The organism is Streptomyces sp. NPDC001599, assembly GCF_042893535.1.
In the GTDB taxonomy this organism is placed as follows: Bacteria; Actinomycetota; Actinomycetes; order Streptomycetales; family Streptomycetaceae; genus Streptomyces.
The window spans coordinates 1-24,500 of sequence record NZ_JBIAVA010000030.1; the positions used below are offsets into that span (position 1 = coordinate 1).

The 24,500-nt window shown below is 69.9% G+C and carries 19 protein-coding genes and 6 pseudogenes; 14 read left to right on the plus strand and 11 right to left on the minus strand.

Annotation, left to right across the window (positions count from 1 at the left end):
- Positions 1-517: 517 nt before the first annotated feature.
- Positions 518-1,153 (minus strand): MarR family winged helix-turn-helix transcriptional regulator, encoded by a 636-nt coding sequence (locus ACFYZ3_RS38040; RefSeq protein ID WP_388527881.1) that lies wholly within the window; start codon positions 1,151-1,153, stop codon positions 518-520.
- Between the two features lie 110 nt (positions 1,154-1,263).
- Here ACFYZ3_RS38040 and ACFYZ3_RS38045 point away from each other — a divergent pair, with 110 nt between their 5' ends.
- From ACFYZ3_RS38045 to ACFYZ3_RS38080, 8 genes and pseudogenes are all read left to right on the plus strand, one after another.
- Entirely contained in the window at positions 1,264-2,235 is a 972-nt protein-coding gene (locus ACFYZ3_RS38045) for an aldo/keto reductase (protein ID WP_388527884.1), read from the plus strand.
- Between the two features lie 77 nt (positions 2,236-2,312).
- Complete coding sequence (locus tag ACFYZ3_RS38050; RefSeq protein WP_003977845.1) at positions 2,313-3,404, plus strand: Gfo/Idh/MocA family protein; 1,092 nt, start codon at positions 2,313-2,315, stop codon at positions 3,402-3,404.
- Positions 3,405-3,604: 200 nt separating this feature from the next.
- Positions 3,605-4,720 (plus strand): NAD(P)-dependent alcohol dehydrogenase, encoded by a 1,116-nt coding sequence (locus ACFYZ3_RS38055; protein WP_388527887.1) that lies wholly within the window; start codon positions 3,605-3,607, stop codon positions 4,718-4,720.
- Positions 4,721-4,767: 47 nt separating this feature from the next.
- Positions 4,768-5,850, plus strand: coding sequence for an MBL fold metallo-hydrolase (locus ACFYZ3_RS38060; protein WP_388527890.1), 1,083 nt, complete (start codon positions 4,768-4,770; stop codon positions 5,848-5,850).
- A gap of 49 nt (positions 5,851-5,899) precedes the next feature.
- Positions 5,900-6,805, plus strand: coding sequence for an NADP-dependent oxidoreductase (locus ACFYZ3_RS38065; RefSeq protein ID WP_388527893.1), 906 nt, complete (start codon positions 5,900-5,902; stop codon positions 6,803-6,805).
- A gap of 52 nt (positions 6,806-6,857) precedes the next feature.
- Positions 6,858-7,580, plus strand: a complete 723-nt coding sequence (locus ACFYZ3_RS38070; protein ID WP_388527896.1) for an alpha/beta fold hydrolase — start codon at positions 6,858-6,860, stop codon at positions 7,578-7,580.
- A gap of 153 nt (positions 7,581-7,733) precedes the next feature.
- Positions 7,734-8,861 carry a Gfo/Idh/MocA family protein gene (locus tag ACFYZ3_RS38075; RefSeq protein WP_388527899.1) on the plus strand — a complete coding sequence of 376 codons (1,128 nt, stop codon included), beginning with the start codon at positions 7,734-7,736 and terminating at the stop codon, positions 8,859-8,861.
- 117 nt (positions 8,862-8,978) lie between these two features.
- Positions 8,979-9,173: pseudogene (locus ACFYZ3_RS38080) on the plus strand (ISL3 family transposase); the annotation flags it as partial.
- 172 nt (positions 9,174-9,345) lie between these two features.
- On the opposite strand, the gene ACFYZ3_RS38085 reads toward ACFYZ3_RS38080, so the two are convergent.
- From ACFYZ3_RS38085 to ACFYZ3_RS38105, 5 genes are all read right to left on the minus strand, one after another.
- Positions 9,346-9,936 (minus strand): antibiotic biosynthesis monooxygenase, encoded by a 591-nt coding sequence (locus ACFYZ3_RS38085; RefSeq protein WP_388527902.1) that lies wholly within the window; start codon positions 9,934-9,936, stop codon positions 9,346-9,348.
- Between the two features lie 27 nt (positions 9,937-9,963).
- On the minus strand, positions 9,964-11,403 hold the full coding sequence (locus ACFYZ3_RS38090; protein ID WP_388527905.1) for an aldehyde dehydrogenase family protein: 1,440 nt from the start codon (positions 11,401-11,403) through the stop codon (positions 9,964-9,966).
- Positions 11,404-11,561: 158 nt separating this feature from the next.
- A complete protein-coding gene (locus tag ACFYZ3_RS38095; RefSeq protein WP_388527908.1) occupies positions 11,562-14,333 on the minus strand; it encodes an AAA family ATPase in 2,772 nt (923 codons plus the stop codon).
- Positions 14,333-15,235, minus strand: coding sequence for an LLM class flavin-dependent oxidoreductase (locus ACFYZ3_RS38100; protein ID WP_030869077.1), 903 nt, complete (start codon positions 15,233-15,235; stop codon positions 14,333-14,335). Before ACFYZ3_RS38100 ends, ACFYZ3_RS38095 begins: the two co-directional genes overlap by 1 nt.
- Positions 15,232-17,472, minus strand: a complete 2,241-nt coding sequence (locus ACFYZ3_RS38105) for an FAD-binding protein (RefSeq protein ID WP_388527911.1) — start codon at positions 17,470-17,472, stop codon at positions 15,232-15,234. Before ACFYZ3_RS38105 ends, ACFYZ3_RS38100 begins: the two co-directional genes overlap by 4 nt.
- A 119-nt stretch (positions 17,473-17,591) precedes the next feature.
- On the opposite strand from ACFYZ3_RS38105, the gene ACFYZ3_RS38110 reads away from it, so the two are divergent.
- Complete coding sequence (locus tag ACFYZ3_RS38110; protein ID WP_003977857.1) at positions 17,592-17,984, plus strand: helix-turn-helix domain-containing protein; 393 nt, start codon at positions 17,592-17,594, stop codon at positions 17,982-17,984.
- Between the two features lie 109 nt (positions 17,985-18,093).
- Here ACFYZ3_RS38110 and ACFYZ3_RS38115 read toward each other — a convergent pair whose 3' ends face one another.
- From ACFYZ3_RS38115 to ACFYZ3_RS38125, 3 genes and pseudogenes are all read right to left on the minus strand, one after another.
- Entirely contained in the window at positions 18,094-18,558 is a 465-nt protein-coding gene (locus tag ACFYZ3_RS38115) for a zinc-binding dehydrogenase (RefSeq protein ID WP_388527914.1), read from the minus strand.
- 202 nt (positions 18,559-18,760) lie between these two features.
- A pseudogene (locus tag ACFYZ3_RS38120) lies at positions 18,761-19,084 on the minus strand (alcohol dehydrogenase catalytic domain-containing protein); the annotation flags it as partial.
- 3 nt (positions 19,085-19,087) lie between these two features.
- Positions 19,088-20,107: a zinc-binding dehydrogenase gene (locus tag ACFYZ3_RS38125; protein WP_388527917.1), complete on the minus strand. Its 1,020-nt coding sequence runs from the start codon at positions 20,105-20,107 to the stop codon at positions 19,088-19,090.
- A 61-nt stretch (positions 20,108-20,168) separates the two neighbouring features.
- Here ACFYZ3_RS38125 and ACFYZ3_RS38130 point away from each other — a divergent pair, with 61 nt between their 5' ends.
- Positions 20,169-20,477, plus strand: coding sequence for a helix-turn-helix transcriptional regulator (locus ACFYZ3_RS38130; RefSeq protein WP_003977860.1), 309 nt, complete (start codon positions 20,169-20,171; stop codon positions 20,475-20,477).
- Positions 20,478-20,514: 37 nt separating this feature from the next.
- Here ACFYZ3_RS38130 and ACFYZ3_RS38135 read toward each other — a convergent pair.
- Positions 20,515-21,353: pseudogene (locus tag ACFYZ3_RS38135) on the minus strand (SDR family oxidoreductase).
- 104 nt (positions 21,354-21,457) lie between these two features.
- On the opposite strand from ACFYZ3_RS38135, the gene ACFYZ3_RS38140 reads away from it, so the two are divergent.
- The 4 genes and pseudogenes from ACFYZ3_RS38140 to ACFYZ3_RS38155 form a co-directional block, all read left to right on the plus strand.
- Complete coding sequence (locus tag ACFYZ3_RS38140) at positions 21,458-21,817, plus strand: winged helix-turn-helix transcriptional regulator (protein WP_388527921.1); 360 nt, start codon at positions 21,458-21,460, stop codon at positions 21,815-21,817.
- A 128-nt stretch (positions 21,818-21,945) separates the two neighbouring features.
- A pseudogene (locus ACFYZ3_RS38145) lies at positions 21,946-22,143 on the plus strand (winged helix DNA-binding domain-containing protein); the annotation flags it as partial.
- Between the two features lie 31 nt (positions 22,144-22,174).
- Positions 22,175-22,258: pseudogene (locus ACFYZ3_RS38150) on the plus strand (IS5/IS1182 family transposase); the annotation flags it as partial.
- Between the two features lie 319 nt (positions 22,259-22,577).
- Positions 22,578-23,321, plus strand: a pseudogene (locus tag ACFYZ3_RS38155) (DnaB-like helicase C-terminal domain-containing protein); the annotation flags it as partial.
- Between the two features lie 406 nt (positions 23,322-23,727).
- Here the strand turns inward: ACFYZ3_RS38155 and ACFYZ3_RS38160 are convergent.
- Positions 23,728-24,321 (minus strand): hypothetical protein, encoded by a 594-nt coding sequence (locus tag ACFYZ3_RS38160; protein WP_003977861.1) that lies wholly within the window; start codon positions 24,319-24,321, stop codon positions 23,728-23,730.
- Positions 24,322-24,500: the final 179 nt, after the last annotated feature.

A 24,500-nucleotide genomic window follows, 5' to 3' on the forward strand; every position in this document is an offset into this window, starting at 1 on the left:
ACTCTTCCGGATAAGGCTTGGGCACAGCGACATCCTTCCCACCCGCCCCACAGGGCAAGCCAGTTCAGATGTCACCCGATCGTGCGGCAGACCCCTGTTCCGCTGTTTGCTGCTTGCCCGAACTGGCAGCCGAGGTGCCTCCTGAACGGCGCGAGACGCTGCTCTTCAACGTCGACAGAGCCAGGCGCGTCCGATGAAGATCTTGGGCCAGCCGCCCAACGACTCGTTGGGTGGCGATGGCGACACGCCCCCTGCCGAGCCGCCCTCGCATTCCGGCTCACACCCGCTTTGGGTATGCCAGTTCATCTCCGGCAAAAACTGGCAGAACGCCGTCAAGTCGATGGTCGTCACGGACGGTGAAGGTCGCATGCTGTGGTGCAGCCCAGCACGGCCCGCAAGCTGCGCGGACCTCACTCACGCCCGCCGGTCAGGGCTGGTCAGGCTCTTGGCCGGCGGGCTCGCGGGGAGTCACGATCAAGGTGTCGGCCGGAGGCTGTGAAGCAGGATGAATCGTGGGTTACTGGCCGTCCACCGCGCCGTCCCCCGGAGGCGAAGCCGCAGCGCTCGCGTCGGGTTGCCCGCGCTTGATGGCCGCGTCCACCGCCGCACCGATGCGGCGCAGCGCCGCCAGCTCCTGAGGACCGAGATCATCGATCAGGTACTCGCGGACTGCGGCGACGTGTCCCGGCGCCGCCGCCACCACTACGTCGCAACCGGCCTCGGTCAGCGTCGCGGCGGTGCGCCTTCCGGAACCGGGGATCCGCTTCCGTGCGAGCAGTTCGCGCTTCTCGAGCCGACCGACGACATGGGACAGCCTCGACAGTGACGCCGCCGTTCGCGCGGCCAGGGCGCTCATCTGCATGGTGCGGTCCGGCTGCTCGGAGAGGACCGAGAGCACCATGTACTCGAAGAAGGTCAGCTGAGCCTCGCGCTGCATGCGCGCATCCAGCGCGGCCGGCAGGCTGATCATGATCGCGGAGTTGGCCAGCCACGCCGCCAGCTCGTCGCCGTTCAGCCATCGCGTCTCGGCAACCGGACCGGTGGAATCCCCCGAGCCGGAGCCTGCGTCGGCACGAGCCGTCGCCTCGGATGTCGGCCCGTTCCGTGGACGCCGACGGCGCCGGCCGTTCGTGTCATCTGCCGTACTCGCCATGAGGACATCCTAGAGCCACTTATTGACGCGTCAAGTTCGAAGGAGTAGAACTTGACGCGTCAAGTTCGCTCTGCGGCGCTGAGGCCCGCCCCACACGGAATGGACAACAGATGCAGTCCACGTCGCTCGGCAGGCTCGATGTCCCGCGCATCGGCCTGGGTGTCATGGGGATGTCGGCGTACTACACCGGCGCCGGCCGGGACGGAGCCGAGTCGATCCGCACCATTCGTCGCGCCGTCGACCTCGGTGTCACCCATCTGGACACCGCCGAGGTGTACGGCCCCTACGTCAACGAGGAACTGCTGGGTCGCGCGATCAAGGGCCGCCGGGACGAAGTCGTCCTCGCCACCAAGTTCGGCCTCGTCTCCCACACCGGCCGGCCGGGCCCGGACAGCACCCCCGCCAACATTCACACGGCTGTCGACGGCTCACTGCGGCGGCTCGGAACCGACCGCATCGACCTCTACTACCAGCACCGGGTCGACCCCAGCACTCCCATCGAGGAGACGGTGGGGGCGCTGAGCGAGCTGGTGGAGGCGGGCAAGGTCCTCCACATCGGGCTGTCGGAGGCGGCAGCGGCGACCGTTCGCCGGGCCCATGCGGTCCATCCCGTGGCCGCTGTCCAGAGCGAGTACTCGCTGTGGACGCGTGACCCGGAGGCCGAGGTGCTGCCCACGCTGCGCGAGCTCGGCATCGGACTGGTTCCCTATGCACCGCTGGGACACGGCTTTCTCACCGGTGACATCCGCACCCTGGACGGCTTGGACGCCGCCGACTGGCGTCGCTCCAATCCCCGGTTCACCGGCGACAACCTCACGCGCAACCTGCGCATCGTCGACCAGGTGCGCGAGGTCGCCGACGAGGTCGGGGCCACGCCCGCGCAGGTCGCTCTGGCCTGGCTGCTCGCGCAAGGAGGCGGCATCGCACCCATTCCGGGGACGAAACGCATCGACCGCCTCAAGGAGAACAGCGCCGCCGACGGCATCCGGCTCACCCCGGGCCAGATCGCCCGCCTGAACAACCTCACACCGGCGTCCGGCGAACGCCATGCCGAGCCCGACATGGCCGCCGTCGACCAGTGACAGAGGCGCGAACGCGCCGATTCGCCCCGCGCACCACACCACGTCTTGCTTCAGCGAAAGAAACGGAACACCACATCATGTCAAGCAATCTCATACGGGTCGGCATCATCGGCGCGGACACGAAGGCGAGCTGGGCGGGCGCATCGCACATACCCGCGCTGGCGGCACAGCCCGACTTCCACCTGGCCGGTGTGGCGACGCGGCACGAGGAGAGCGCGCGCGGCGCTGCCGAGGCGTTCGGCGCCGAGCGTTGGTTCGCGGACCCCTACGCGCTCATCGGTGACCCTTCGATCGACCTCGTCACCGTCGCGGTGAAGGTCCCGGCTCACCGCGAGCTCGTCCTGGCGGCCCTCGCGGCGAACAAGGCCGTGTACGCGGAGTCGCCGCTGGGCGCGACCGTCGCGCAGACGGAAGAGATGGCTGAGGCGGCCGGCTCACTGCACACCGCGATCGGCCTGCAGGGCCGGCTCAACCCCTCGGTACGCCGCGCGTCGGAGATCATCGCCGAGGGCCGGCTCGGGCGGCTGCTCTCGGCGCGAGTCGCCGCGACGACCTTCGGCAACGGCCCGGAGTCGGTGAGTGCGTACGAATACTTCGACAAGGCAGCGTCCGGAGCCGGTTTCCTCACCATCGCCGCGGGCCACGTCCTGGATGTGGTCGAGGCCGTTCTCGGCGACATCACCGAGATCGACGCCCGTACCGAACTCCTCTGGCCGCAGGTGAAGTTGGTCGACACCGGCGCGATGTCCGTCCGCGAGGTCCCGGATCACCTCGACGCCATCGCCAAGACCTCCTCGGGGGCGCCGGTCGGGGTGCAGATCCTGGCGGGCGTGCCCGCACCCGACGCCCACTTCAGTCTGGAGGTACGCGGATCGGAGGGCTGGCTGAAGCTGACGGGCGACCACCCCGCGGGCGTTCAGGTCGGCGACCTCACCCTCTCGTCGAGCGTCGACTTCACCGCGCCCGACCGCCCGGTCGCCACCGGCGCGGGACCCACCGCCGCCGACATCTGGACGGGCGCTTCCATCAACGTCGGCGAGGTCTACGCCAGCCTGGCCCGCGACATCACGAACGGCACCCACCACACCCCGGGATTCCAGCACGCCGCCCACAACAGCCGTCTCATCGCCCGAGTCGAACAAGCCGCCCGGACCGGCGTCCGGCAGTGACCGCGCCGCACCTCGCGACACCGTGGCTCACTGCCGTGACGGATACGGCGACCGATCCGCGGGCACGGGCGGCCGACATAGGTTCGGACTCGCTGAAGGGTTCCTGAGGCCCACCCCCCGATCAGAGAGTCGCTGATGATGTCAGTCCCTCGTCCTCGTCACCATGGCCCTCGCGGCGCTTCGCGGCAGGCTCACGGCGTATGACCACCTCCGCGCGCGCCGCTGTGCTCGAAGCGCAGGACGGGCCCTTCGAGTTCCGCGACATCGAGATCGAGGACCCGCGGTCCGACGAGGTACTCGTTCGCATGGTCGCGACCGGAATATGCGCGACCGACGCTCACGTGCGGGCACAGCGCATGGCAACGCCGCTGCCGGTGGTGCTGGGGCACGAGGGAGGAGGAGTCGTCGAACGGGTGGGGGCCGCTGTCACCACCGTCGAGCCCGGTGACCACGTCGTCCTCTCCTACCACTCGTGCGGCCGCTGCAAGCCGTGCATGTCCTCGCACGCGGCCTACTGCGACAACGTCTGGGCGGCCAACTTCGCAGGTGCCCGCCTGGACGGCTCGAACGGTCTCCACGTCGCCCACGGTGCTGAGCCGCACGGTCACTTCTTCGGCCAGTCCTCGTTCGCCACCCACGCCCTGACGCACCAACGGAACACGATCAAGGTCCCACGCGATCTGCCCCTCGACGTCATGGCTCCGCTGGGGTGCGGGCTGCAGACGGGCGCGGGGGCCGTACTCAAGGCCCTCGCCGTGCCGGCGGGAGCGTCCTTCGCGGTCTTCGGTGTGGGAGCGGTGGGCCTGGCGGCGGTCATGGCGGCACATGTCGCGGGTGCCACCACCATCGTCGCCGTCGACGTCGACGCCGGCCGCCTCGATCTGGCCCGCGATCTCGGAGCGACGCACCTCGTGGACCCCGGCCGGGTCGAGGATCTGACCGGCGCGCTCCGCGCCGTCGACGAACGCGGTCTGGAGTACGTCCTCGACACCAGCGGCCGCGCGGAGAACCTCGACGCCGGGGTCGGCGCCCTGGCCCCGATGGGCCGATTCGGCTTCGTGGCGTTCCACGAAGGAGCGGGCGCCGTACTCGACGCCGGCCGGCTCACGCTCGGCCAGTCGCTTCAGGGCATCATCCAGGGCGACGCCGTCTCGTCGCTCCTGATCAACGACCTTGCCCAGCTCTATCGAGCGGGCCGGTTCCCCATCGACCGACTGCTGTCCTTCTACGACTTCGCCGATATCAACACCGCGTTCGAGGACGCGGGCTCAGGCCGCGTCGCCAAGGCGGTCCTTCGATTCACGTCACCGGGATAGCCCACCCGTTCCACAGCTTCCCAAGAACACAGAAAGGCGTCCCGTCGATGTGCCAGAGCACTCAGAAACCCATCACGGTCGAAGAAACCCCGAGCTTCTACGGGATCGAACCTTATGGGTTCCCTCGCGCGGGGGCGGACGACCCGTTGGACCCCGCGGACTATTACCCCCCGTATTTCCAGAGCGAGCACTTCCAGAAGTACGGCTACCACGTGGAAGAACTGCGCGGCGGCTTCTACTGGGTCACCAGTGCCGGCTACGACGCCGCGTTCGTGGTGACCGAGGAGGGCGTGGTCGCGATCGACGCACCCCCGACGCTGGGCGAGAACATGCTGGCGGCGATCGAGGACGTCACCGACCGACCGGTGACCCACGTCATCTACAGCCACTGGCACGCCGATCACATCGGCGCAGCCTCCGTCTTCGGTCCCGACGTCGAGATCGTCGCCCACCGCATCACCAAGGAACTCCTGGAGCGCTTCCCCGACCCGAAGCGCCCCCTGCCGACGAGGACGTTCGACGACGAACTCGTCCTCGAAGTGGGCGGCGTGAGCCTGCAGCTCTCCTACAGGGGAGAGAACCACTGCCCCGGCAACATCTTCATCTACGCACCGCGGCAGAAGGTGCTCACGGCCGTGGACATCGTCAGTCCGGGAAGCGTCACGTTCATGCACTGCGACGCCTCGCAGAACATCTCCGGCTGGTACGAGGCTCAGTCCCAGATCCTCGAATACGACTTCGACTACTTCGTCGGCGGGCACCACATGCATTACGGCACCTACGAGCAGGTGAAGCTGTGCGTGGAGTACTTCACCGACGTGCTCGAGGGGGCGACTGCGGCGGTCGAACGGTTCAGCCGCTCGGATGCGCTCGTCGACATAGTGACCGGCACCGGCTGGGACAGGATCTTCGTCGGTACCGAGAACTGGATCAGCTCCATGGCGAACTACACCACCCGCCACGTCCTCGAGAAGGAGACGAGCGACGGCCGGCTCTGGTGGGAACGGCTGGCGGGAGCCACCACCCAGACCAAGTACCACGCGTACACCGTGCTGGAATCGATCCGCCTCGAACGGCCCCGGCCCGACTACCGCCTGCGGGGCGAGAATCCTCCGGTCTTCCTGACCTGACACCGTTCTGAACGGTGCGAGCAAACCCTTGTATACGAGAAGGATCATCATGAAAGCCGTCGTCATCACCTCGTTCGGCGAACCCTCCGTGTTGCGGGTTGCGGAGGCTACGCGACCGCTGCCGGGTCCGGGTCAGGTACTGGTGCGGGTTCACGCCGCGGGGGTGAACCCGGCGGAGATCCAGGCACGCGCCGGAGTGTTCCGCCTGCGTGCTCCCGCCATCATCGGATTCGAATTCGCCGGCGTCGTCGAGGCGGTCGGCCCGGGCGTCGACGAGGGCGTGGTCGGCGACCGCGTCGCCGGGTGGCCGGACTCCGCCACCCAGGGCTCGTACGCCGAGTACACGGTCAGCAGCAACTTCGCGACGATCCCCGACGGCGTTTCCTTCGAGGAGGCCGCGGCTACTGTCATCGGCGCCGACAACGCGGCGAGGGCTCTCGGGCTTCTGAACATTCGCCCGGGTGAGACGCTCGTGGTCACCGGCGCGAGCGGTGCTCTGGGCGGCGCCGCCGTGCAGTTCGCGCGACAGCGCGGTGTGACGGTGATCGGCGTCGCCGGAACTGACAACGCCGACTTCGTCAGGAGTCTCGGAGCGACCCCTGTCGCCCACGGCCCGGGCCTGGTCGATCGCATCCGTGCCGCCGCTCCGGGCGGGGTCGACGCCGCGCTCGACACCGCCGGCAAGGGGCTCCTTCCCGCCCTCGTCGATCTTCTCGGCGGCCCCGACCGGATCGTGACGCTCGCCGACCGCGATGCCGCACTGCACGGCGTCGTATTCAGCCCCGGGGGCAGCGGGAACCGCGACCGCGGCCCTGTCCAGGAAGCCCTGAATCTGATCGCCGCCGGCGCATGGACCGCACGCATCGGCCGGAGCTTCCCACTCGACGAGGCCGCGGACGCTCATCGCCTCGTCGCAACGGGCCACACCCACGGCAAAGTCATCCTCCTTCCCTGACTCGGCCGACCGACCATTTCAACCACGACAACAAACAACTGGAGAATCCGAAATGCCTGCAGTCCTCGTTCATGGTGTACCTGATACCCACCGGCTTTGGGACACCGTCCGTTCCCATCTTCAGCGCGAAGATATTTTGACGATCGATCTCCCCGGGTTTGGCGTCCCCCTGCCAGAGGGATTCACGTCGACGAAGGAAGAGTATCTCGATTGGCTCATTGAGAGGATCGAGGAAATCGGCGAACCCGTCGACCTGGTCGGTCATGACTGGGGGTCTCTGCTCACGGGCCGTCTCGCGTCGGTCCGACCGGAACTGGTGCGGACATGGACAGGCATCAGCGGCCCCATCGATCCGGAGTATCCGTGGCACTATCTTGCCAAGATCTGGCAAACGCCGGGCGAGGGCGAGCAGTGGATGGCGGACCTCGACCTCGAGGAGTTCGCAGCAAGTCTCAACGAGGCGCAGATGCCGCGCGACGCGGCAGACGAAGCGGTTCGGCATATCGATGCCACTATGAGGGCAAGCATTCTCGCCCTTTACCGTTCGGCGATCGAGGTCGGGGCGGAGTGGAAGCCAGGTCTGAGCAAGGTGACCGCACCAGCGCTAGTGATCTGGGGCCTGGACGATCCGTTCCTTCCTCACCGCTTCGCCGACGAGCTCGGTAATGCCACACGCGCACGTGCCGTCTTCAAGCTGCGCAGCTCGCACTGGCCGATGATAGAGCGTGCGGCCGATGTCGCGCGCGAACTCGAGGCCCACTGGGCTCACGTGTAGAACTAGCGCTTGGGTCACTCGGGCCCACCATGGCGAACGGCAACAATTGCTCGCTCGCCATGGTGAGCGAGTGCCCACGCCTGTGTCCGGAAACGAATCATCGTGACGCAGCCCGGGGAGCGATTCCGGGCTGCACATGGCAGGAGCATCCTCATGACGAATTCAGCACATACCCAGATCGGCGTCGGTATTATCGGGGCCAGTGCCGATCGGGGTTGGGGCGGAATTGCTCACGTCCCGGCGCTGCAGGCACTCGACGCGTTCCAGATCCGCGCCGTCAGTACGACTCGTATGGAGAGCGCGAACGCGACCGCTCGTCGGCTGGGCGCCGATCTCGCCTTCGACACTCATGAGGCTCTGGTCGTGCGACCGGAGGTCGACCTGGTGGTGGTCGCGGTCAAGGTGCCGGATCACGAGAAGATCGTTTCCGACGCGCTGGCCGCGGGCAAGATGGTTTATTGCGAATGGCCGCTCGCAAGAAACCTGTCGGAGGCCGAAGCGCTGGAGGGGTTTGCCCGCGAGCGGCGGCTGCGGACGGTTGTCGGGTTGCAGGGCGGCCTGCACCCGCCGATCCTCTTCCTTCGCGACCTCATCGCGCAAGGCGTGATCGGCAAGCCGCTCAGCACGAGCATCCGAGCGCATTTGTCCGACGACATGTGGGCCGGCCGATATGACCCGCCGGTCGAGTACATGGCTCACGCAAAGAATGGCGCCACGCTGCTGAGCATCATGCTCGGCCACGGGCTCGAACCGCTTGCGCGCGTGCTCGGCACGTTCGAGAGTCTGTCCGCCGTCGTCGCCAATCAGCGCGGTGACGGCGTCCGCCTGTCCGATGGCGCGACGCTGCCGAAGGACGCGCCGGATGAGATCGTCGTCGCCGGCGTTCTCGATGGCGGGATCGTCACCTCGCTGCACTACAGTGCCGGGCAGTCTGCCGGCTCGGCGCTGGTATGGGAGATCCAGGGCACCGAGGGCAGTGTGCGTGTGGAGTCGGCGTCGGGTTACATCCATTTCACCGATCTCACCATCACGCTGAGCCGCGGCAGCGAGCCTGCCCAAGTGCTAAAGGTCCCTCCCGCCTATGCGGCTCCCGACCTGCAACTCGACGCACCCGCAGCGGGGGTCGCCCGCCTCTACGCCCAGTTCGCCGCCGACCTCCGCGACGGAACCGCCGATGCGCCGGATTTCACGGTCGCACTCGATCGCCACCGGGTACTCGAGGCGATCACACGGGCCGCTGAAACAGGTCATCGGCAGCATCTGTCCCGCCCGACCGAATGAACTCCCCTCTTTGAACCCGGGAGAGGCACTGCCGCAGGACCCGAGGAGATGGCGATCCGCGAGCCAGCCCTGACTTGATCACGCAGAGCTGCCCCGCACCGTGTCGAAGGACTCTGCCAGCACGCGCGCCTCAAGGCGTTGTTCGCCATCTTCGAGCACGTCGAGGTCAAGGCGACCTGGGGCATCCACCAGCGCATGATCGCCGCTTACCGCGAGCCCGACCGCTCCCTCGGGAAGAAGGCCACGCAAGCGGTGATCAACGCCCTCGCCGGCGGCGTCCCGGCCGCGCTCGTCGAGTTGCGCACGCCGGGCGGCCCGCCGCGCGGACGGCGTACTTCCCGTCGTGGTGCCCGTCCGGGGCTCCGCATGCGACCCCGCCACCGTGATCAACCAGCCGCTGCGGGAGATCCGTGCCGGAGATCATGGAACTGTCCCGCTGAAAGCCGAGCCGCAAGACGGCGCGGTCCGCCCCGGGGCCGCCGCGTCATCGCGTCGGTCCCTCGCGCGCGGTCGAGCTGTCGGCATAGAGCCAACGGCGCAGGACGAGGGTCACAGCCGGCATCATCAGATACGTCATCAACGTACTGAACAGCAGCGCGAGCATCAGCACCCGCGCCACAAGCGGCCAAGCACGGAGCGCCGGCCCCAGAAGACCGTTGCCGATCAGGGAGATCGGGAGTACGGCCGCGAAGGCGGCGAGCGCCATCTTCCAACGAGGCGGCGCCGTCGTGGGCGTGTCGTGCGCAGTGGTGAACAGGGTCTCCATTCCGGAGAGTTCGCTACGCGCCACCTCGCTCTGATGATGGCCCTCGCAGTGGTCGAACAGTGCGGCCCGCTCAGGTGACGTCGTCCAGTGCCGCGCGGACTCCTGGTCGCGGAACCGGTGGATCAGAACCCATGGCCCGGCGGCCGTGGCAGGCCGGAACAACCCGTCCCCCAGGTGTCCGGGAAACGCTGAGGCGGTGTCGGTCACCCGCCCGAACCACTCCCGGAAGTCCTGCTCGTAGCCGGGTTCCACAGCGCGCGCGGTCAGCAGGGTGACGTCGGCCGGGCCGACGTCGTCCGTCTCGGTCATCGATTCTCACTCCGCCGTCGAGAGCTGTCAGAGCTGCGGTGCCACATGCACGAGGTGCTTGGTCTCCTGGAATTCCTCGATCCCGCGGATGCCGTTCAGGCGGCCCACTCCCGACTGCTTGAAGCCGCCCTCCTCGAACTGGTCGTGGATCATGGCCCAGGTGTTGGTCCAGACGGTCCCGGCCTGCAGTTCGCGGCCGACGCGCAGGGGGCGGTCGACATCACGGGTCCAGATGCTCGCGGCCAGGCCGAACTCGGTGGCGTTGGCACGCGCGACGGCGTCGGCCTCGGAGTCGAACACCTCGAAGGTGGCGACCGGCCCGAACACTTCGCGCTGCACGATCGGCGAGGACACGTCGGCGACCTCGATCAGGGACGGGCCGAGGAGCGCCCGGTCCCGCTTGCCCCGCACGAGGACGGTGGCGTAGTCGGCCGCGGCGGCCACGGTCTGTTCGACCCGTTGGGCGTTTCCTTCGTCGATCATGGCGCCCATCTCGCTGGCGGGGTCGTCGCCGGGCCCGACCCGGACCGCTTCGAGGGCGGCGACGAGCCGCCGCCGGAGTTCGTCCGCCACGCCGCGCTGGACCAGTATCCGGCTGCCCGTCATGCAGAACTGGCCCGCGAACATGGTGACGGCCTTGGTGAGCACGGGCACGACGGCGTCCAGGTCGGCGTCGTCGAAGACGAGCATCGGCGTCTTTCCGCCCAGCTCCATGGACAGCGTTTTCAGCGTCGGGGCGGCCTGTTCCATGATCACGCGGCCGACCGCGGTGGAGCCGGTGTAGCTGAGCACGTCGACGTCCGGGGAGGAGACCAGCTCCGGAGCCCCGGCGTTGCCGCTCTCGGTGAAGACGTTGAACACGCCCGGGTCCAGGCTCGGCGTGTCGGCGACGATCTCGCTCAGCACTCCGTTGACCAGGCCGGTCTGCGCCGGCATCTTCATGACCACGGTGCAGCCGGCCGCCAGGGCGGGTGCGAAGGAACGCGCCGAGAGGATGACCGGTGAGTTCCACGGCACGATCACCGCGGCGACGCCCGCGGCTTCGCGCAGGGTCATCGAGTACATGCCGGGCCGTACTTCGCCGGCCCTGCCGTGGTCGGTGAGGGCCAGCGCCGCGTGGTAGCGGAGCTTGGGGATGGTGCCTTCGACTTCGATGGCCGCCTCGGAACGCACTTTCCCGTTCTCCCGCGCCAGGAGGGTGATCAGTTCGTCCTTGCGCTGCTCGAGCCGGTCGGCCAGTTCGTGCAGCGCTGCCGCACGCCGGTGACGGTCGCGGGACCAGGCGGTGGAGTCGAAGGCCCTTCGGGCCGCGGCCACGGCGGCCCTCGCCTCCCGCGCACCGCCGTCGGCGAAGGTGCCGAGCAGGCCGTTGGTCGCGGGGCTGCGGGACTCGCCGTGGGAGCTGGAGTCCTGCCACTGCCCGTCGATGTAGTGGCGCGTGTGGGGCAGGGTTTCGGACTTGGGCATGAGGTGACCTCTCGTCATGCGTCGCACGGCGTTTCGCCGCGGGTACGCGGGACAACGTCAGCGACGCTACAAATCAGGACCGGTGAGCGAATCGGGCGGGCAATCCGTCACTTCCGCCGGAGGCGTCGCGCGCCCGCTCCGCCGCGGCCTCCCTGTGCTCACGGTGGCTCACAACCGGCGTGGAGGTGGCTGAGCTCGGTTCGGGTGTTGATGCCGAGCTTGGCGAACACGTTCCCGAGGTGGTGGCCCACGGTGCGGTGGCTGATCCGCAGCTGGACGCCGATCTCGCGATTCGTCAGCTGTTCGGCAGCCAGTTCGGCGACTCGCTGTTCCTGGGCGGTGAGCCGGTTCACCGCCCTGGTGTCCGAGCTTCCCCGGCGTCCCGGCGCTCCGGTGAGGTCCTGCTCGCGCTGCGCGCGTTGGCGCAGCGGCTCGGCACCGAGCCGGTCGAACGCCTCCAAGGCGGCGCCGATCCGGACGCGCGCGTCGGTCCGCCGGCGGCCCCGTCGCAACCACTCGCCGTAGGCCAACTGAGCGCGCGCGTAGAGCAGCGGGTGGGATCGGGCAACCGGCACGTCGAGGGCGGCCCGGAAGGCACCCTCGGCCCGGGCGCCGCCGAGGAGCCCGCGCGTGACGTGCGCGGCACAGCGGGCCCACGGCGCTCCCGTGCGCCGCGCCCAGGCTTCGAGCACCCGTACCCGTTCGTCCGCGAGGTCGCTCCTGCCGACGCGCACGGCCGCCTCGGCCGTGTCGAGAGCGGCCAGGAGCGCGAAGGTCGGGTGTTCCGCGCCATGGCCCGGCTCGGTCAGGCGCACCAGGATGTCCAGTGCTTCCTCGGGGCGCTCGCGAAACAGCGCGGCCATGCCGCGGTTCCAGTACGCGGCGGCGCTCAGCGCGCGGACGCCCTGCGGGAGTGACGTCTCCAGAGTCCTGGCGGTGGCCTCCGCGACGGCGCGTTCGTCACCACGCGCCGCGGCGAGCCAGCCCAGGCTGGTGCGGCAGTGGGAGGCGATGTGGTCGGCACCCAGGTCCTGGGCCAGCCGCAGTCCCTCCGCGGCCGAGGACTCCGCTTGCGGCCAGCGGCCGGCAGCGTTGTCCAGCATCGCGGTCTGGGCCAGGGCGGCGGCGAGCCGAGCGCGCTCGCTGCGCCGCCGCAGGCGCGGCAACCGGCGGCGCAGCGCATCCGCCATCGGCTCGTCGATCCCCCAGGCCAGGGCGAGGGGTGTCGGCGGCAGCAACGGCAGGATGGTCGTACGGACCCGCGCGGCGGCATCACCGAGGTCGGGGGTGTCCGCCGGCGCCGCGTAGGCGGACACGTCGTCGCTCCACCAGGCAAGCGTGCCGGGTAATCCGGTCCGGCCCGCGACGTCGTCTTCGAGCAGCAGCTCCAGCGCTCTGTCCCACAGGTCGTCGCGTCCGACGGACCAGGCGGCGCGCATGGCCAGCGTGCCCAGTTCCAGCGCCGTTCCCGGTTCCGGGACGCGCTTCATGTCGGTGATCAGGAAGTGGTGCGCCATCTCGGGCATGCCCCGGGCGAACTCCATGATCCCCCGCAGGCCCCGGCTCCGCCGGGCGACGTGAGCACCGGGGGCCAGCCGTTCCGCGTCATCGAGCAGGCGCTCCGCCGTGGCTGCCCACCCGGCGTCCCAGGAAGCCCTGGCCGCCTCGGCAAGGCGTTGTGAGGCGTCGATCGGTGCGGCCGACAGTTCGGCGGCCCGCCACCACGCCCGTGCCGCCGTGTTCGTGGCCCCGCGGAGCCGGGAGCGGACGGCGGTCCGTTCGAGGAGCCGCGCGACGTCCTCATCGCGTCCGTGGGCCAGGGCGGCGAGATGCCATGCGCGCTCCTCCGCCTCGTCCGGCATCGTGGCGGCCAGGGCGCGGTGAGCCCGGCGCCTCGTCGCGGCACCGCAGCCCTCGTAGACGGCTCTGCTCACGACCGGGTGCCGGAAACCGACGCGGTTGCCCGCCACGTGGAGCAGGCCCGCGTTGGTCACTTCCTCCCAGACGGCGTCACCGGCACCCGACGCACGTCCGGCCCGCTGCACCGTGAGCCGGTCGCCGTGCTCCTCGGCCGCCGCGAGCACGGTCAGCAACTGCGCCGGAGGGCTCAGGGCCTCGATCCTGGCACGGAAAGCCCGCTGCAGGCACGGCCCGACGGGCGGTCGTCCTCGCTTCCGGCGATGCTCGGCGTCGTCGAGGTCGCCCCCGAGCGTGGCCAGTTCGTGCAGCGCCAAGGGGTTGCCCCCGGCCTCCCGGACCATGCTCCGCGTCGTCGCCTCGTCGGTGAGCGGCGCCACGGCCGCCACAAGCTGCCGCGCGCTCTCGTCGCTCAGGCCGTCGACCCGCACGTCGGCCACGCCTTCCCAGGGCCGGGCGGCCGGATCGCTGTGATCGGCGAGCACGACGACCACGGGATGCGCTCCCACACGTCGGGCGACGAACCCCAGGCACAGCGCGGTGGCCTCGTCGAGCCACTGCCCGTCGTCCACCACGACGAGCACGGGCTGCCGCTCGGCGAGTCCGCGGAGCAGCGACAGCACGGCCGCCCCGACCACCAGGCGGTCCGTCGGCTCACCGCTCAGCCCGAGCGCGGTACGCACAGCGGCGGCCTGGGCCGTCGCCAGCAGCTCGACACGATCGGCCAGCGGTCGCAGCAGCCCGTGCAGCCCCGCGAAAGCCAGGTCCGACTCGGGCCGGGTGGCCGAGTGGCTCAGCCGGACGAAGTCCGCGGCCTGGCCATGCACGTGGCGAAGCAGAGCTGACTTGCCGATACCCGGCTCGCCCCACACTACGAGCGCGCCACCGCTCCCGCCGCGGGCCTGCGTAAGCAGCCCGTCGAGAACCGCGGTCTCCTCGCGGCGTCCGAACAGCTCCGTCGGCGCTGCCCCTGTCGCAGCTTGGTCACCAGGCCCGCCACGCGCGCACCGCATCACGTCACGCGTTCGGACTGGACGAGTTCGCGGGCGCGCGGCGCGACCTCGTGACCGAAGAGGTTCAGGTCGGCAGGCTCGTCCGAGGCGAGGATGAACCCGGACACGCCGTACTGCAGGGCGAGGTCGGCGATCTGTTCGGCCCAGTCGCCGGGAGTCCCCTGCAACAGGCCGCCGCCGGCGCCGGACGTGAATCGGCCGCTCAGGTTGAGCAGGCGGCTGACCGCCGCGGGCTCCCGACCGGCGGCGGAGGCGGCCTCGTCGATCTGCTCGTTCATCGCGCGCAGCGATGCCGGGCCCTCGGGCAGGAAACCCAGGGAGGGCAGCCAACCGTCGGCGATCCTGCCCGTCAGCCGGAGCATGCGCGGCTTGTAGGCACCGATACGGATCGGGATGCGATGGGCGGGTGCCGGGCCGCGCTTGGCGCCGTTCACGGTGTAGAACTCCCCGGTGACACGGAGGGGACCGGTCTCGTCGGTGGCCCACAGACCCCGGATCACGCCCACGGCCTCCTCCACCGCCCGCACGGCCTGGGCCGGTTCGAGCCGGCGGCCTCCCATCGCGACGATGCCGTCCCAGAACGCGCCCGCGCCGATGCCCAGTTCGACTCGCCCGCCGGTCAGCCGGTCCAGGCTCGCGGCGGCGCGGGCCAGCACGGCCGGGGGCCGCAGCGGAAGGCTCAGCACGTTGCCGCTGATCCGGATCCGTTCGGTGCGTGCGGCGACGTACGACATCAGGGTCCAGGTGTCCTGGAACGCCGACTGGTAGGGGTGGTCCTGGAAGCTGACCAGGTCGAGGCCGGCCCTCTCGGAGGTCTGGGCCAGCTCGACCGGCGCCTGAGGCGGGTGGGCGGTGGGGGTGATGAAGCTGCCGAACCACAGTTCGTGGCCGTAGTCGCTCATGGGGTGCTTCCTCCGGGGTGGTTCGCGGCGGGTGTGAGGGCGAAGTTGTCGCCGAACACACCCTCGGGGTCGTAGACGCTCTTCAGCTCACGCAGACGCGTGAGGGTCCGTGGGGGCCAGGCCGCGGTGATCCGCTCGGGCCGGAGGCTGGACTCGAAGCTGATGTAGAGGCCGTCGAGGAAAGGGCTCAGCCGGGCCCAGGCCCGGTCGACCACCTCGTCGGCACCGCCCATCACCACCAGCGAGAAGTTCGCGTCGCGGTGGGCGTAGGCCGTGGCGTCCGCCGGAACATCGGCGACGGCGCCCCCGGCCGAGCGGAGCTGGAACCATCCGATCGCGCCGCTGCGGATCATCTGAGCCGCCGCCGCAGCGAACTGCGGGGTCACGTGCCGGAGCAGCCCGCTGCGTGAGACCGGTTCACCCTGGGAGACCGGTGGGTCGTCGCTCGCGTTGTCCATCACGGCCGCGTAGGAGGTGATGACGATGTCCTGGGCATACATCGCGGAGATCGCGGCCAGTGGCTCCAGCCGGGCGCGCACGGTCTCCGGGTCCGAGGAGTCGACCATGGTGTGGCTCACCGCGAGCGCCGGACGTCCGCCGCGCGGGGGCGGCACGATGACGAAGCTGGTGAGGTCTCGCGGTGAGTCCTCGACCGCCCGGCCCCACTCGACGAGGTAGCGCTCGAGGTCGCTCGCGTCCTGGGTGAGCCGGGCGAAGGCGACCGCGCCCACGTCGTCGGCCTCGAACTCGAAGGCAGTGACGATCCCGAAGTTCGCGCCCGCCCCTCGCACGGCCCAGAAGAGATCGGGGTTCTCCGCATCGTCGGCCCGCACGACGGAGCCGTCCGCGAGCACCATCTCCACGGCCCGCAGGCGGTCGATGGTCAGTCCGTGCCCGCGCGCGAGGTACCCGATGCCCCCCGCCGTGGCGAGGCCGCCCACCCCGACGCCCCCGTAGTCGCCCGAACTCAATGCCCAGCCGTAGGGCTCCAGTGCGGCCGCCACCTCGGCCCAGCGCGCACCCGGGCCGATGCGCACCCGGCGTGTCTTCCTGTCGAGCACCTCGATCGCATTCATCAGTGACACGTCGATGACGATCCCGCCGTCATTGGTGGAGCGGCCGGAGACCCCATGTCCGGCGCTTCGCCGAGACAGGGCCACGCCGGGATGCCGGCGGGCGAACGCGAGCGCCTGGGTCACCTGCTCGTTCGTCGCCGCCCGCAGGATGATGCCGGGCGCACCACCGCGCAGGTATCCGGACCGCAGCCGGGCGTAGGCCGGATCACCGGGCTCGACGACCTCGGCCATCTCCGGCGGAGCACCCTCGTAGTCGATCCCCGGTCGGCGCCTGGCGCGCACGGCGGACCGCCGGACCCGCGCGCCCGACCATCCGCGCAAAAGCACCGCGTCCACGGCCGCCCGCAGGGCCGGGGCGACCTCGCTCGCGAAGCCTGCCGCGACGTCTCGCTCCTCGGTGTCCAGCACGATGGTGCCCACCCCGTGCTCGACGACGAGTGGCAGCAGGTCGTTCACCCAGTCCGCGGCGGTCCCGGTGAACCTGCCTGTCCGCTCGCCGAAGCCACCGCGGATCGTGACCCGTCTGCGGATCTCGCGGGGATCGCGGCCTGCGCCTCGCGCCGCCTCGTCGACCGCGCGGTTGCCCTGCGTCAGCGTGGCGGCGTCGCACCCCGTCGACCACTCGTCAGCCCGCAGCCCGACCAGCCGGAGCAGGTCCTGGCCCTGGCCGTCCACGGAGATCGGCACGTCGTGCGCGGGCGCGGCCTTCTCAGCCCCCGCGAGACGGTAGAAGCGGCCGGTGAACCGGCCGAGGCCACGGTCGAGGACATTCCAGAGCTCGCGGACGACGGCGATCGCCTCACCCAGTGCCGCGACCGAATCGGCTGTCCCGGACGCGGCGGCTGACGGGCCCGCCCGGAAAGCCAGTTCGACCCTGCCTTCGGTGAGCCGGTCCAGGCCCGCGACGACTCGCGCGAGCATCGCCGGATGGAGGGTGTCGGGGCGTGCCTCCAGCACCAGTCCGAGAGAGACCGTAGCCCCGGCGATCCAGGCCGCCACAGTCGACGGTTCGAGATCGTCACCGGCGGTTCCGGCCGGGACGACCAGCAAGTCCAGTCCCCACTGCTCGGCCAGGCCCGCCACTTCGGCCAACCGGCCGGGTCCGCAGTCGGCGTCGGAGGGCAGGTGCAGCCCAAATCTCAGCGAGTGCCCGTAGTTCATAGCGCGTGGTGACAGGCCGAGTGTGCGTTCATGGGCCAAGGCTGCACGGCGATGATCACAGGCGACAAGCGGGACATGACCGGGTCATCAAAAGTGACACGCTCCAGTATCATGACCGTATGACCGGTCCTCGACAGCCCGATGATTCCTCCGCCACCGCGGGCCAGAGCCGCCCGGAAGCAGGCTACGAACACATCGACGACGACGTGTGCCGCAGTTTTCAGCGCTCGGTCGAGATCGTGGGCAAGAAGTGGAGCGCCGCGGTGCTCCTGGCGGCGATGCGGGGCGCGCGCCGATTCGTCGACTACCGAGCGCGGATCCCCGGAATCTCGAACCACCTTCTGTCCCAGCGTCTGCGTGAGCTCGAGGGCCACCGACTCATTGAGCGGCTCGTGGTACCGACGACGCCGGTCCAGATCACGTACCGGCCCACCGAACAAGGTGCCAGCCTGATGCGCGTCCTGCATCCGCTGATCGAATGGAGCGCCAAGAACCAGGACATGGACACCTGACGAACTGGTCGCAGGCCGCCCACGCACTCGATCCGTCGCGTACCGGGACCGGTGGTCGCGCGGGCGGCCGCTCGCGGTGCGGCTTCAGCGGTGCGGGGACAGGAACGGGTTACGGGACCAGGACGATCTTTCCCGTGGTGTGGCCGGCCATGATCTCGCGGTGGGCGGTGGCGGCCTCGCGCAGGGGGTAGCTGTCCGCGATCACGATGCGCAGGCGGCCTGCTGTCGCGGCTTCCGTGAGCTGCAGGCGTGCGGCTTGGCGGATCTCGGTACCGGGATCCGCGCCCGGCACACCACCCAGGAGCTTGATTCCCGCGCGAGCCCCGCGCTCGTGGCCCGCGATGGTGGCGATACGCAAGCGGTCCGGCACGAGCTCCACGGAGACGTCCACCGCCTCCTCGGTGCCCACGAGATCGGCGGCCGCGTGCACGCCCTCCGGCGCCACCGCGCGCACCCTGTCCGCCAGCCCCGGCCCGTAGACGACCGGGATCGCTCCCAGCTCTCGCAGGAGGTCGTGCTTGGCCCGGCTCGCCGTGGCCACTACCGTCGCGCCGCGTGCCACCGCGAGCTGCACGGCCGGCCACGAGACCGACGCCTCCCGCGGCACCGTGGATCAGCACCGTCTCGCCCTTGCCCAGGCCGACCGCCTCAAGCGTGTGTACGGCGGTGACCCCGGCGGCCAGCAGCCCGCCGGCCTGCTCCCAGGACAGGGCGACGGGCTTCGGCACCACGGACGAGGCGGGCACGACGATTTCGGCGGCGTAGGCGCCCGGCGCGGTGTAGGTGATCACTTCGTCACCCACCGCGATCGGGCCCGCGGGGCCGATCGCGTCGGCACCGACCGCTGTCACCACGCCCGCCGCCTCGACACCGAGCCGCACCGGCAGTCTCTCCGGATCGACACCGAAGGCGCCGCTGTACGACTTGTAGTCGAAGGGATTGACGCCGGCCGCGCGGACCGTGATCCGTACCTCGTTCGGCCTCGGCTCCGAGACGGCGACATCGATCACCGACAGGACCTCGGGACCCCCGTACGCGCCCGCCACTACCGCAGTTGTCTCGCTCATACGAGACGACAACGGGTGCGCGAGGCGCCCCATTCCTCAGGTCCGGGCCGCCGCCGCGTGCGGGGTCTCGTCCACGGGATGCACGGCGAGAGCGATCTTGCCGCGCGGGCGTTGGCGTCCTTCGTCGGCGGAGCCGCCTTCCAAGAGGCTGTGGGCGTGGGCGACGTCGGCCAGCGGCAGCACGGCGCCGATCACCGGCCGGAGTTCGCCCTGGTCGACCAGGCGGCCGAGGGCCTCGAGTTTTGCCCGGCCGGGACTGACGAAGAGGAAATGGTAGGTCGCGTTCACGCCCCAAGCAGCGAGGAGGTTCTGCGGCTCGGGAATGTCCACGATCGACACCACGCGGCCTCGGTCGGCCAGAGCCAGCGGACTGCGGGTGAGGGTGTCCCGGCCCACCGTGTCCAACACGACGTCCACCCCGCCCAGGGCCTGCACCTGCGGCACATAGTCACCGGCCGAGAAGTCGATCGTAACGTCCGCTCCCAGCCGGGTGACGAAGTCGTGATCCCTCGCCCGCGCGGTAGTGACCACCTCGGCCCCCAGCGCACGTGCGACCTGGATGGCGACCGAACCGACCCCGCCCGCGCCGCCGTGCACCAGGACCCGCTCCCCGGTCCGCACTCCGGCCCGTTCGACCAGCGCCTCCCACGCCGTCACCCCCACGAGAGCGAGACCGGCGGCCTCGACATGCGACAAGCGGGAGGGCTTGCGGGCGACCAGGGCCTGGTCGACCACGTGGAACTCGGCATAGGTTCCCTGACCGGTGAACACCGGCGCCAAGTACCAGACCTCGTCGCCCGGACGGTAGTGGCCCGCCCCCGTGCCGGTCTCGACCACCACGCCGGACACGTCGTTGCCGATCACCGCCGGCAGCGCCACCTGGTCGCGGTAGTCGCCGCGGCGGGTCTGCAGGTCCAGGGGATTCACGGAGGTGGCCATGACCTTCACCAGCAGCTGGCCGGGCCCAGGGCTGGGCATGGGCCGTTCCCGTACCGCGAACGCGGTGTCCGCACCACCGAAACGGACGAGTTCCATCACACGCATCGAAGAGGACATACGGCGAAGATAAATCGTCGTATCGCGAATCGTCAATATGAAAATGGGTTACGATCACGTCGTGTTCTCGGAAGAGCAGTTGCTGTCCGTATTCCGGGCCCTGTCCAACCCCGCCCGCCGCCAGATGCTGGTGTGGCTCAAGGACCCCATGAGCTTCCCCGGCCAGAAGGCCGAGGACGTCGAGATCGGCGTCTGCGTGACCGACATCCAGCGGCGCATGGGCCTGGGACAGTCCACCACCTCCCAGTACCTCACCATGCTGCGGCAGGCAGGGCTGGTGGTCGCCACCCGACGCGGCAAGTGGACCTACTACCGCCGCGACGAGGCGAACATCGCCCGCCTCCTGGAGACCCTGCGCGACGTGTTCTAGCGCCTGGCCCCGGTACGGCGCCCCTGTGCGGCCGGTCTCAGCGGAACGCGGTGACGTTGCGGGCGGCCCAGTCGGCGAAGGGGCGCGGCGCGCGGCCCAGGACCCGTTCGGCGTCCGGGCTGACGCGCTGCTCGGCCGGGCTCGGGTTGCCGATGATGTCCAGGGTGTCGTCGGCGAGTTCGGCCGGCATGCTCCGGGCCATGGCGGCCCTGGCCTCGTCGCGGGTCAGCTCGTGGAAGGCCACGGGCGAGCCGAGCGCTGCCGCGAGGGCCTCCGTCTGCCCGCGCGGAGTGATCACCTCCGGGCCGGTCAGCTCGTACGCCTCGCCGGTGTACCGGTCCTCCAGCAGGCAGGCCGCCGCCACCGCCGCGATGTCGGCCGGGTCGATCACCGGCACCCCGACATCGCCGAAGGGCGCCGCGACGACCCGTCGCTCGCGGACGGACTCGGCCCACCACAGGGCGTTGGAGGCGAAGCCGCCCGGCCGCAGCAGAGCCCACTGGAGGCCGGACTCCCGCACCGTGTCCTCCAGCTCGCGCATGGCGATCCGCGTCGCCCCGAAGGGCCTGGTCACCACGCCGAGCGTGGAGAGCAGGACGATGCGGCGGACCCCGCTGTCCACGGCCTCGGCGACGATGTCGGCGGGGTTGGCGCCGAGCGCGTGCAGATCGCCGGAGAGCAGCAGGAACAGCGACTTCGCCCCGGCCGGCGCGGCCGCAGGCCGGCCGGCTCGGCGAGGTCGGCCACCTGGTGGCGGACGCCGTCGGGTACCGCCGCCGGGTGCCGGGACACCGCCGTCACCTGCTCGCCCGCCTCCGCCAGCGCCCGCGTCAGCGGCCGGCCGATGTTTCCGGTCGCCCCGGTCACCACGATCATGTCCAGCTCCTTCTCGGATGTCCTCTGTGGACCTGCACGCTAGGAGCGAGGACTAACGTTTGGTAAGGACATACCTGGAGGTAAGCTCATGACATACGGAAGGCGTGCAGCGCAAACGGGTCGGGACCGGCGAGCGGTATGACGTGTTCCACAGCGACCGCCTGGCGCGCGACGTGGTCGACCACGTGACCAGCAGGTGGGGCGTCTGGGTGCTGATCTCCCTGCGCCGCAACGACCTCCGCTTCTACGAGCTGCGCGAGAGCATCCGGGGCATCAGCGAGAAGATGCTGGCCCAGACCCTGCGCACACTGGTCGAGGACGGTCTGGTCTGGCGGAAGGTCGAGCCGACGACGCCGCCGCGGGTCACGTACGGGCTGACCGAGTTCGGCCGGGACGTCGGCGAGCCGCTGACGGACCTGTTCGACCGGATCACCCAGCGCCTGTCGGCGGACGGCACGCCCTAGCCGGCCCTCGGGGGAGGCCCGCTGTCGGTGGTGTCGGGCACGATGTCGGACGGGGCACAGGTACCGAGCACACGCACCAAGCGCACCTGCCGAACACGCTGCGGACGGACGGCGGGCGGAGGGCCTGCATGGGTGACGACGGACGACGGCACATCGGGACGGCCGAGCGGCGGCACCGGCTGGCCCTGCGCCAGCGGCTGGCGGGGGCCGCGCGGGCGGGGAGCCCGTAGGAGGTCGCCGCATCACTGGTCGCGCTGCACGGCACCGACCCGGCGACGGTGCATCTGGCCGTGGGCGCGCGGCTGGCGGACGCGGCGGGACTGGTACTCGCCCCCGAGCTGCGGCCCACGCTGTTCGACCGACCCGGCCGGGGAGGTCCTCTGGCTGTCGCCGGCACTGACGGGCCGCTCCCACGATCTGACGGCCGCCCGCATCCACAGATCCGCGGAGGCGGCAGCCTGATCACCGACGGCGGGATTTGTCTCCTGCCACCAACTCACGAGCTCTGCCCAGGACAGGCCGGCGGTGCCGAGAGGCCGCGTGTATGTCAGGCAGTACTGGGCGTTACGGACGATGTCGAACCTAACGAAGCACTACTAGAGCGTGTCTCCTTGATCCGTTTGTTGGATCGGATATGTCCGTCCGGCTGGTGATCACTAATGCGATGTGGGACCGGATCAAGCCGTTGATGCCGGCCGATCCGGTCCGCGGCCGATGAGCCAGAACCCAAACCCGTGAACAACTGCTGTCGCTACCCGTGAACAAAGCCAACCCCGGCCAGCTCATCGTCATCGCCGGCCGCCCGACCACGGGCACCTCCACCCTCGCCCTGAACCTGCTGCGCTCCGCGGCCGTCAAACACAACCTGCCCGCTGCCTACTTCGCACTGGAGTCCCGCCGCACCGACATCACCATGCGGCTCTTGGCCGCCGAGGCCCGCGTCGCCCTGCACCACATGCGCTCCGGCACCATGACCGACGACGACTGGACCCGCCTCGCCAAAGGGATGCCCTCGGTCTCCGGAGCCACGCTCTACCTCCAGGACGACGCCTACGCCAACTTCACCGAGATGCGCGCGCACTGCCGACGCCTGCACCGCCAGCACGGCCTGAAGCTCATCGCCGTCGACGACCTGCAGCTGCTCAACTACGGCACCCGCCCCCTCGGATCCCGCTGCCAAGAGGTCTCCGAGGTCGCCCGAAGCCAGAAGAATCTGGCCAAGGAACTCGAGATCCCCGTCATCGCCGTCTCCACCCTCAACCGCGGGCCCGAACAGCGTACCGACAAGAGGCCCTACCTCAGCGACCTGCGCGATTCCGGCGCCCAGGAGGACAACGCCGACTTCGTCATCCTCATCCACCGCGAAGACATGTACGAGAAGGACTCACCCCGTGCCGGCGAAGCCGACCTGATCGTCGCGAAGCACAGGTACGGCCCCACCGCGACCATCATCACGGCCTTCCAAGACCATTATGGACGCTTCGTCGATATGGCACAGGATTAGCCCTGTTCCTGTGGGATCTCAAACTTCGCTGCATAGTCTCAGGGCTAATTGCACTCCGACAGCACTTGTGCAGTCAGCATGAGACCCACTGTTCAGCATCGATGCCCATTCGAGTGACGGCACCAGATAAGCGCTCACCCCGCGTCAGTCGGACGTGCTGAGCGCCGCTGCTCCGTGGCGAACCTTTCACCGGCGCAAGGGCAGTGGCGTTACTCCGGCGCGTACTGGTCGTCCTACGAAGTGTGGGATGCGCTGCCGCCCGCAGAACTGGAGAGCATGCGCATCCTGCTGGATACCGAGGCCCGTGGCTGTTCGAGGCCGGTCCGGAGGTATCCGGCCATGGGCCTGGAGCTTTCCCACCGGCGACATGGCCCACCTGCCCGCCGTCGGCGCCAGTCTCTTCGGGTCAACGGTCCTGGAACGTGTCCAGGGCCACGGCCTGGGCGACGGCCAGGCGGGGGTCCGGTCCGGGGGTGAGGATGTCGACCACGTAACGGTCCCGCAGACCCCACTTCCTGTCCACCTTCAGCACCTGCTTGCCTCCCGTCTCGAAGTCGAAGTGGTACGGCCACAGGAACGGCAGGTCCAGCGGCAGGAAGTCCCAGGCGCGGCGGAGCACAGCCACGAACCGGTTACGCTCCCGGCCGACGGCGGCCGGGAATCCGGGCTGGTCCAGCACCCAGGTCGAACGCACCAGGGAGGCGACGTCCTTCTCCTCGAAACCGCCGACAAGGTTGCCCTCCGCGTCCCACACGTCGTAGCCATCACCGGCGCCGCGAAGGCCGCGCTCCTCAATGGTGAACAGCACGCGGGTCCCGGACAGGCCGGTGTGGAAGGTGATCTTCTCCTTGAGCGAGAATCGCTTCACCTCGGCGCAGGCCACGACCTCGCCCTCAGAGCCGTCCGGCATCAGCTCGCTCACGGTGTAACGGCCGGCCTTGAGACGGTTCTCCTGCCGGACGGTGAAACGTCTGCCGGTCCACTGTCCCGCACTGTCCACTGTTCCGCTCCCGAAGCCGTCGTTCCCTGTGCCGCCGCTGAGTGCGTCCGGCGGAGCCATCGTCACCGGACCGCCCGCCCCTGCGGCAGTCTCCATAAGTCGTCACCCGTAACGACCAAAGAGGGCAGGAATCCCAGGAACCGATGCCTCCCCGACCCCCCTTCGTCGCGCGCGACCGC

Coding starts and splice junctions, on each gene's coding strand:
- ACFYZ3_RS38040 (WP_388527881.1), bottom strand. CDS start 1,153: ATGGCGAGTACGGCAGATGACACGAACGGCCGGCGCCGTCGGCGTCCA.
- ACFYZ3_RS38045 (WP_388527884.1), top strand. CDS start 1,264: ATGCAGTCCACGTCGCTCGGCAGGCTCGATGTCCCGCGCATCGGCCTG.
- ACFYZ3_RS38050 (WP_003977845.1), top strand. CDS start 2,313: ATGTCAAGCAATCTCATACGGGTCGGCATCATCGGCGCGGACACGAAG.
- ACFYZ3_RS38055 (WP_388527887.1), top strand. CDS start 3,605: ATGACCACCTCCGCGCGCGCCGCTGTGCTCGAAGCGCAGGACGGGCCC.
- ACFYZ3_RS38060 (WP_388527890.1), top strand. CDS start 4,768: ATGTGCCAGAGCACTCAGAAACCCATCACGGTCGAAGAAACCCCGAGC.
- ACFYZ3_RS38065 (WP_388527893.1), top strand. CDS start 5,900: ATGAAAGCCGTCGTCATCACCTCGTTCGGCGAACCCTCCGTGTTGCGG.
- ACFYZ3_RS38070 (WP_388527896.1), top strand. CDS start 6,858: ATGCCTGCAGTCCTCGTTCATGGTGTACCTGATACCCACCGGCTTTGG.
- ACFYZ3_RS38075 (WP_388527899.1), top strand. CDS start 7,734: ATGACGAATTCAGCACATACCCAGATCGGCGTCGGTATTATCGGGGCC.
- ACFYZ3_RS38085 (WP_388527902.1), bottom strand. CDS start 9,936: ATGACCGAGACGGACGACGTCGGCCCGGCCGACGTCACCCTGCTGACC.
- ACFYZ3_RS38090 (WP_388527905.1), bottom strand. CDS start 11,403: ATGCCCAAGTCCGAAACCCTGCCCCACACGCGCCACTACATCGACGGG.
- ACFYZ3_RS38095 (WP_388527908.1), bottom strand. CDS start 14,333: ATGCGGTGCGCGCGTGGCGGGCCTGGTGACCAAGCTGCGACAGGGGCA.
- ACFYZ3_RS38100 (WP_030869077.1), bottom strand. CDS start 15,235: ATGAGCGACTACGGCCACGAACTGTGGTTCGGCAGCTTCATCACCCCC.
- ACFYZ3_RS38105 (WP_388527911.1), bottom strand. CDS start 17,472: ATGAACTACGGGCACTCGCTGAGATTTGGGCTGCACCTGCCCTCCGAC.
- ACFYZ3_RS38110 (WP_003977857.1), top strand. CDS start 17,592: ATGACCGGTCCTCGACAGCCCGATGATTCCTCCGCCACCGCGGGCCAG.
- ACFYZ3_RS38125 (WP_388527917.1), bottom strand. CDS start 20,107: ATGTCCTCTTCGATGCGTGTGATGGAACTCGTCCGTTTCGGTGGTGCG.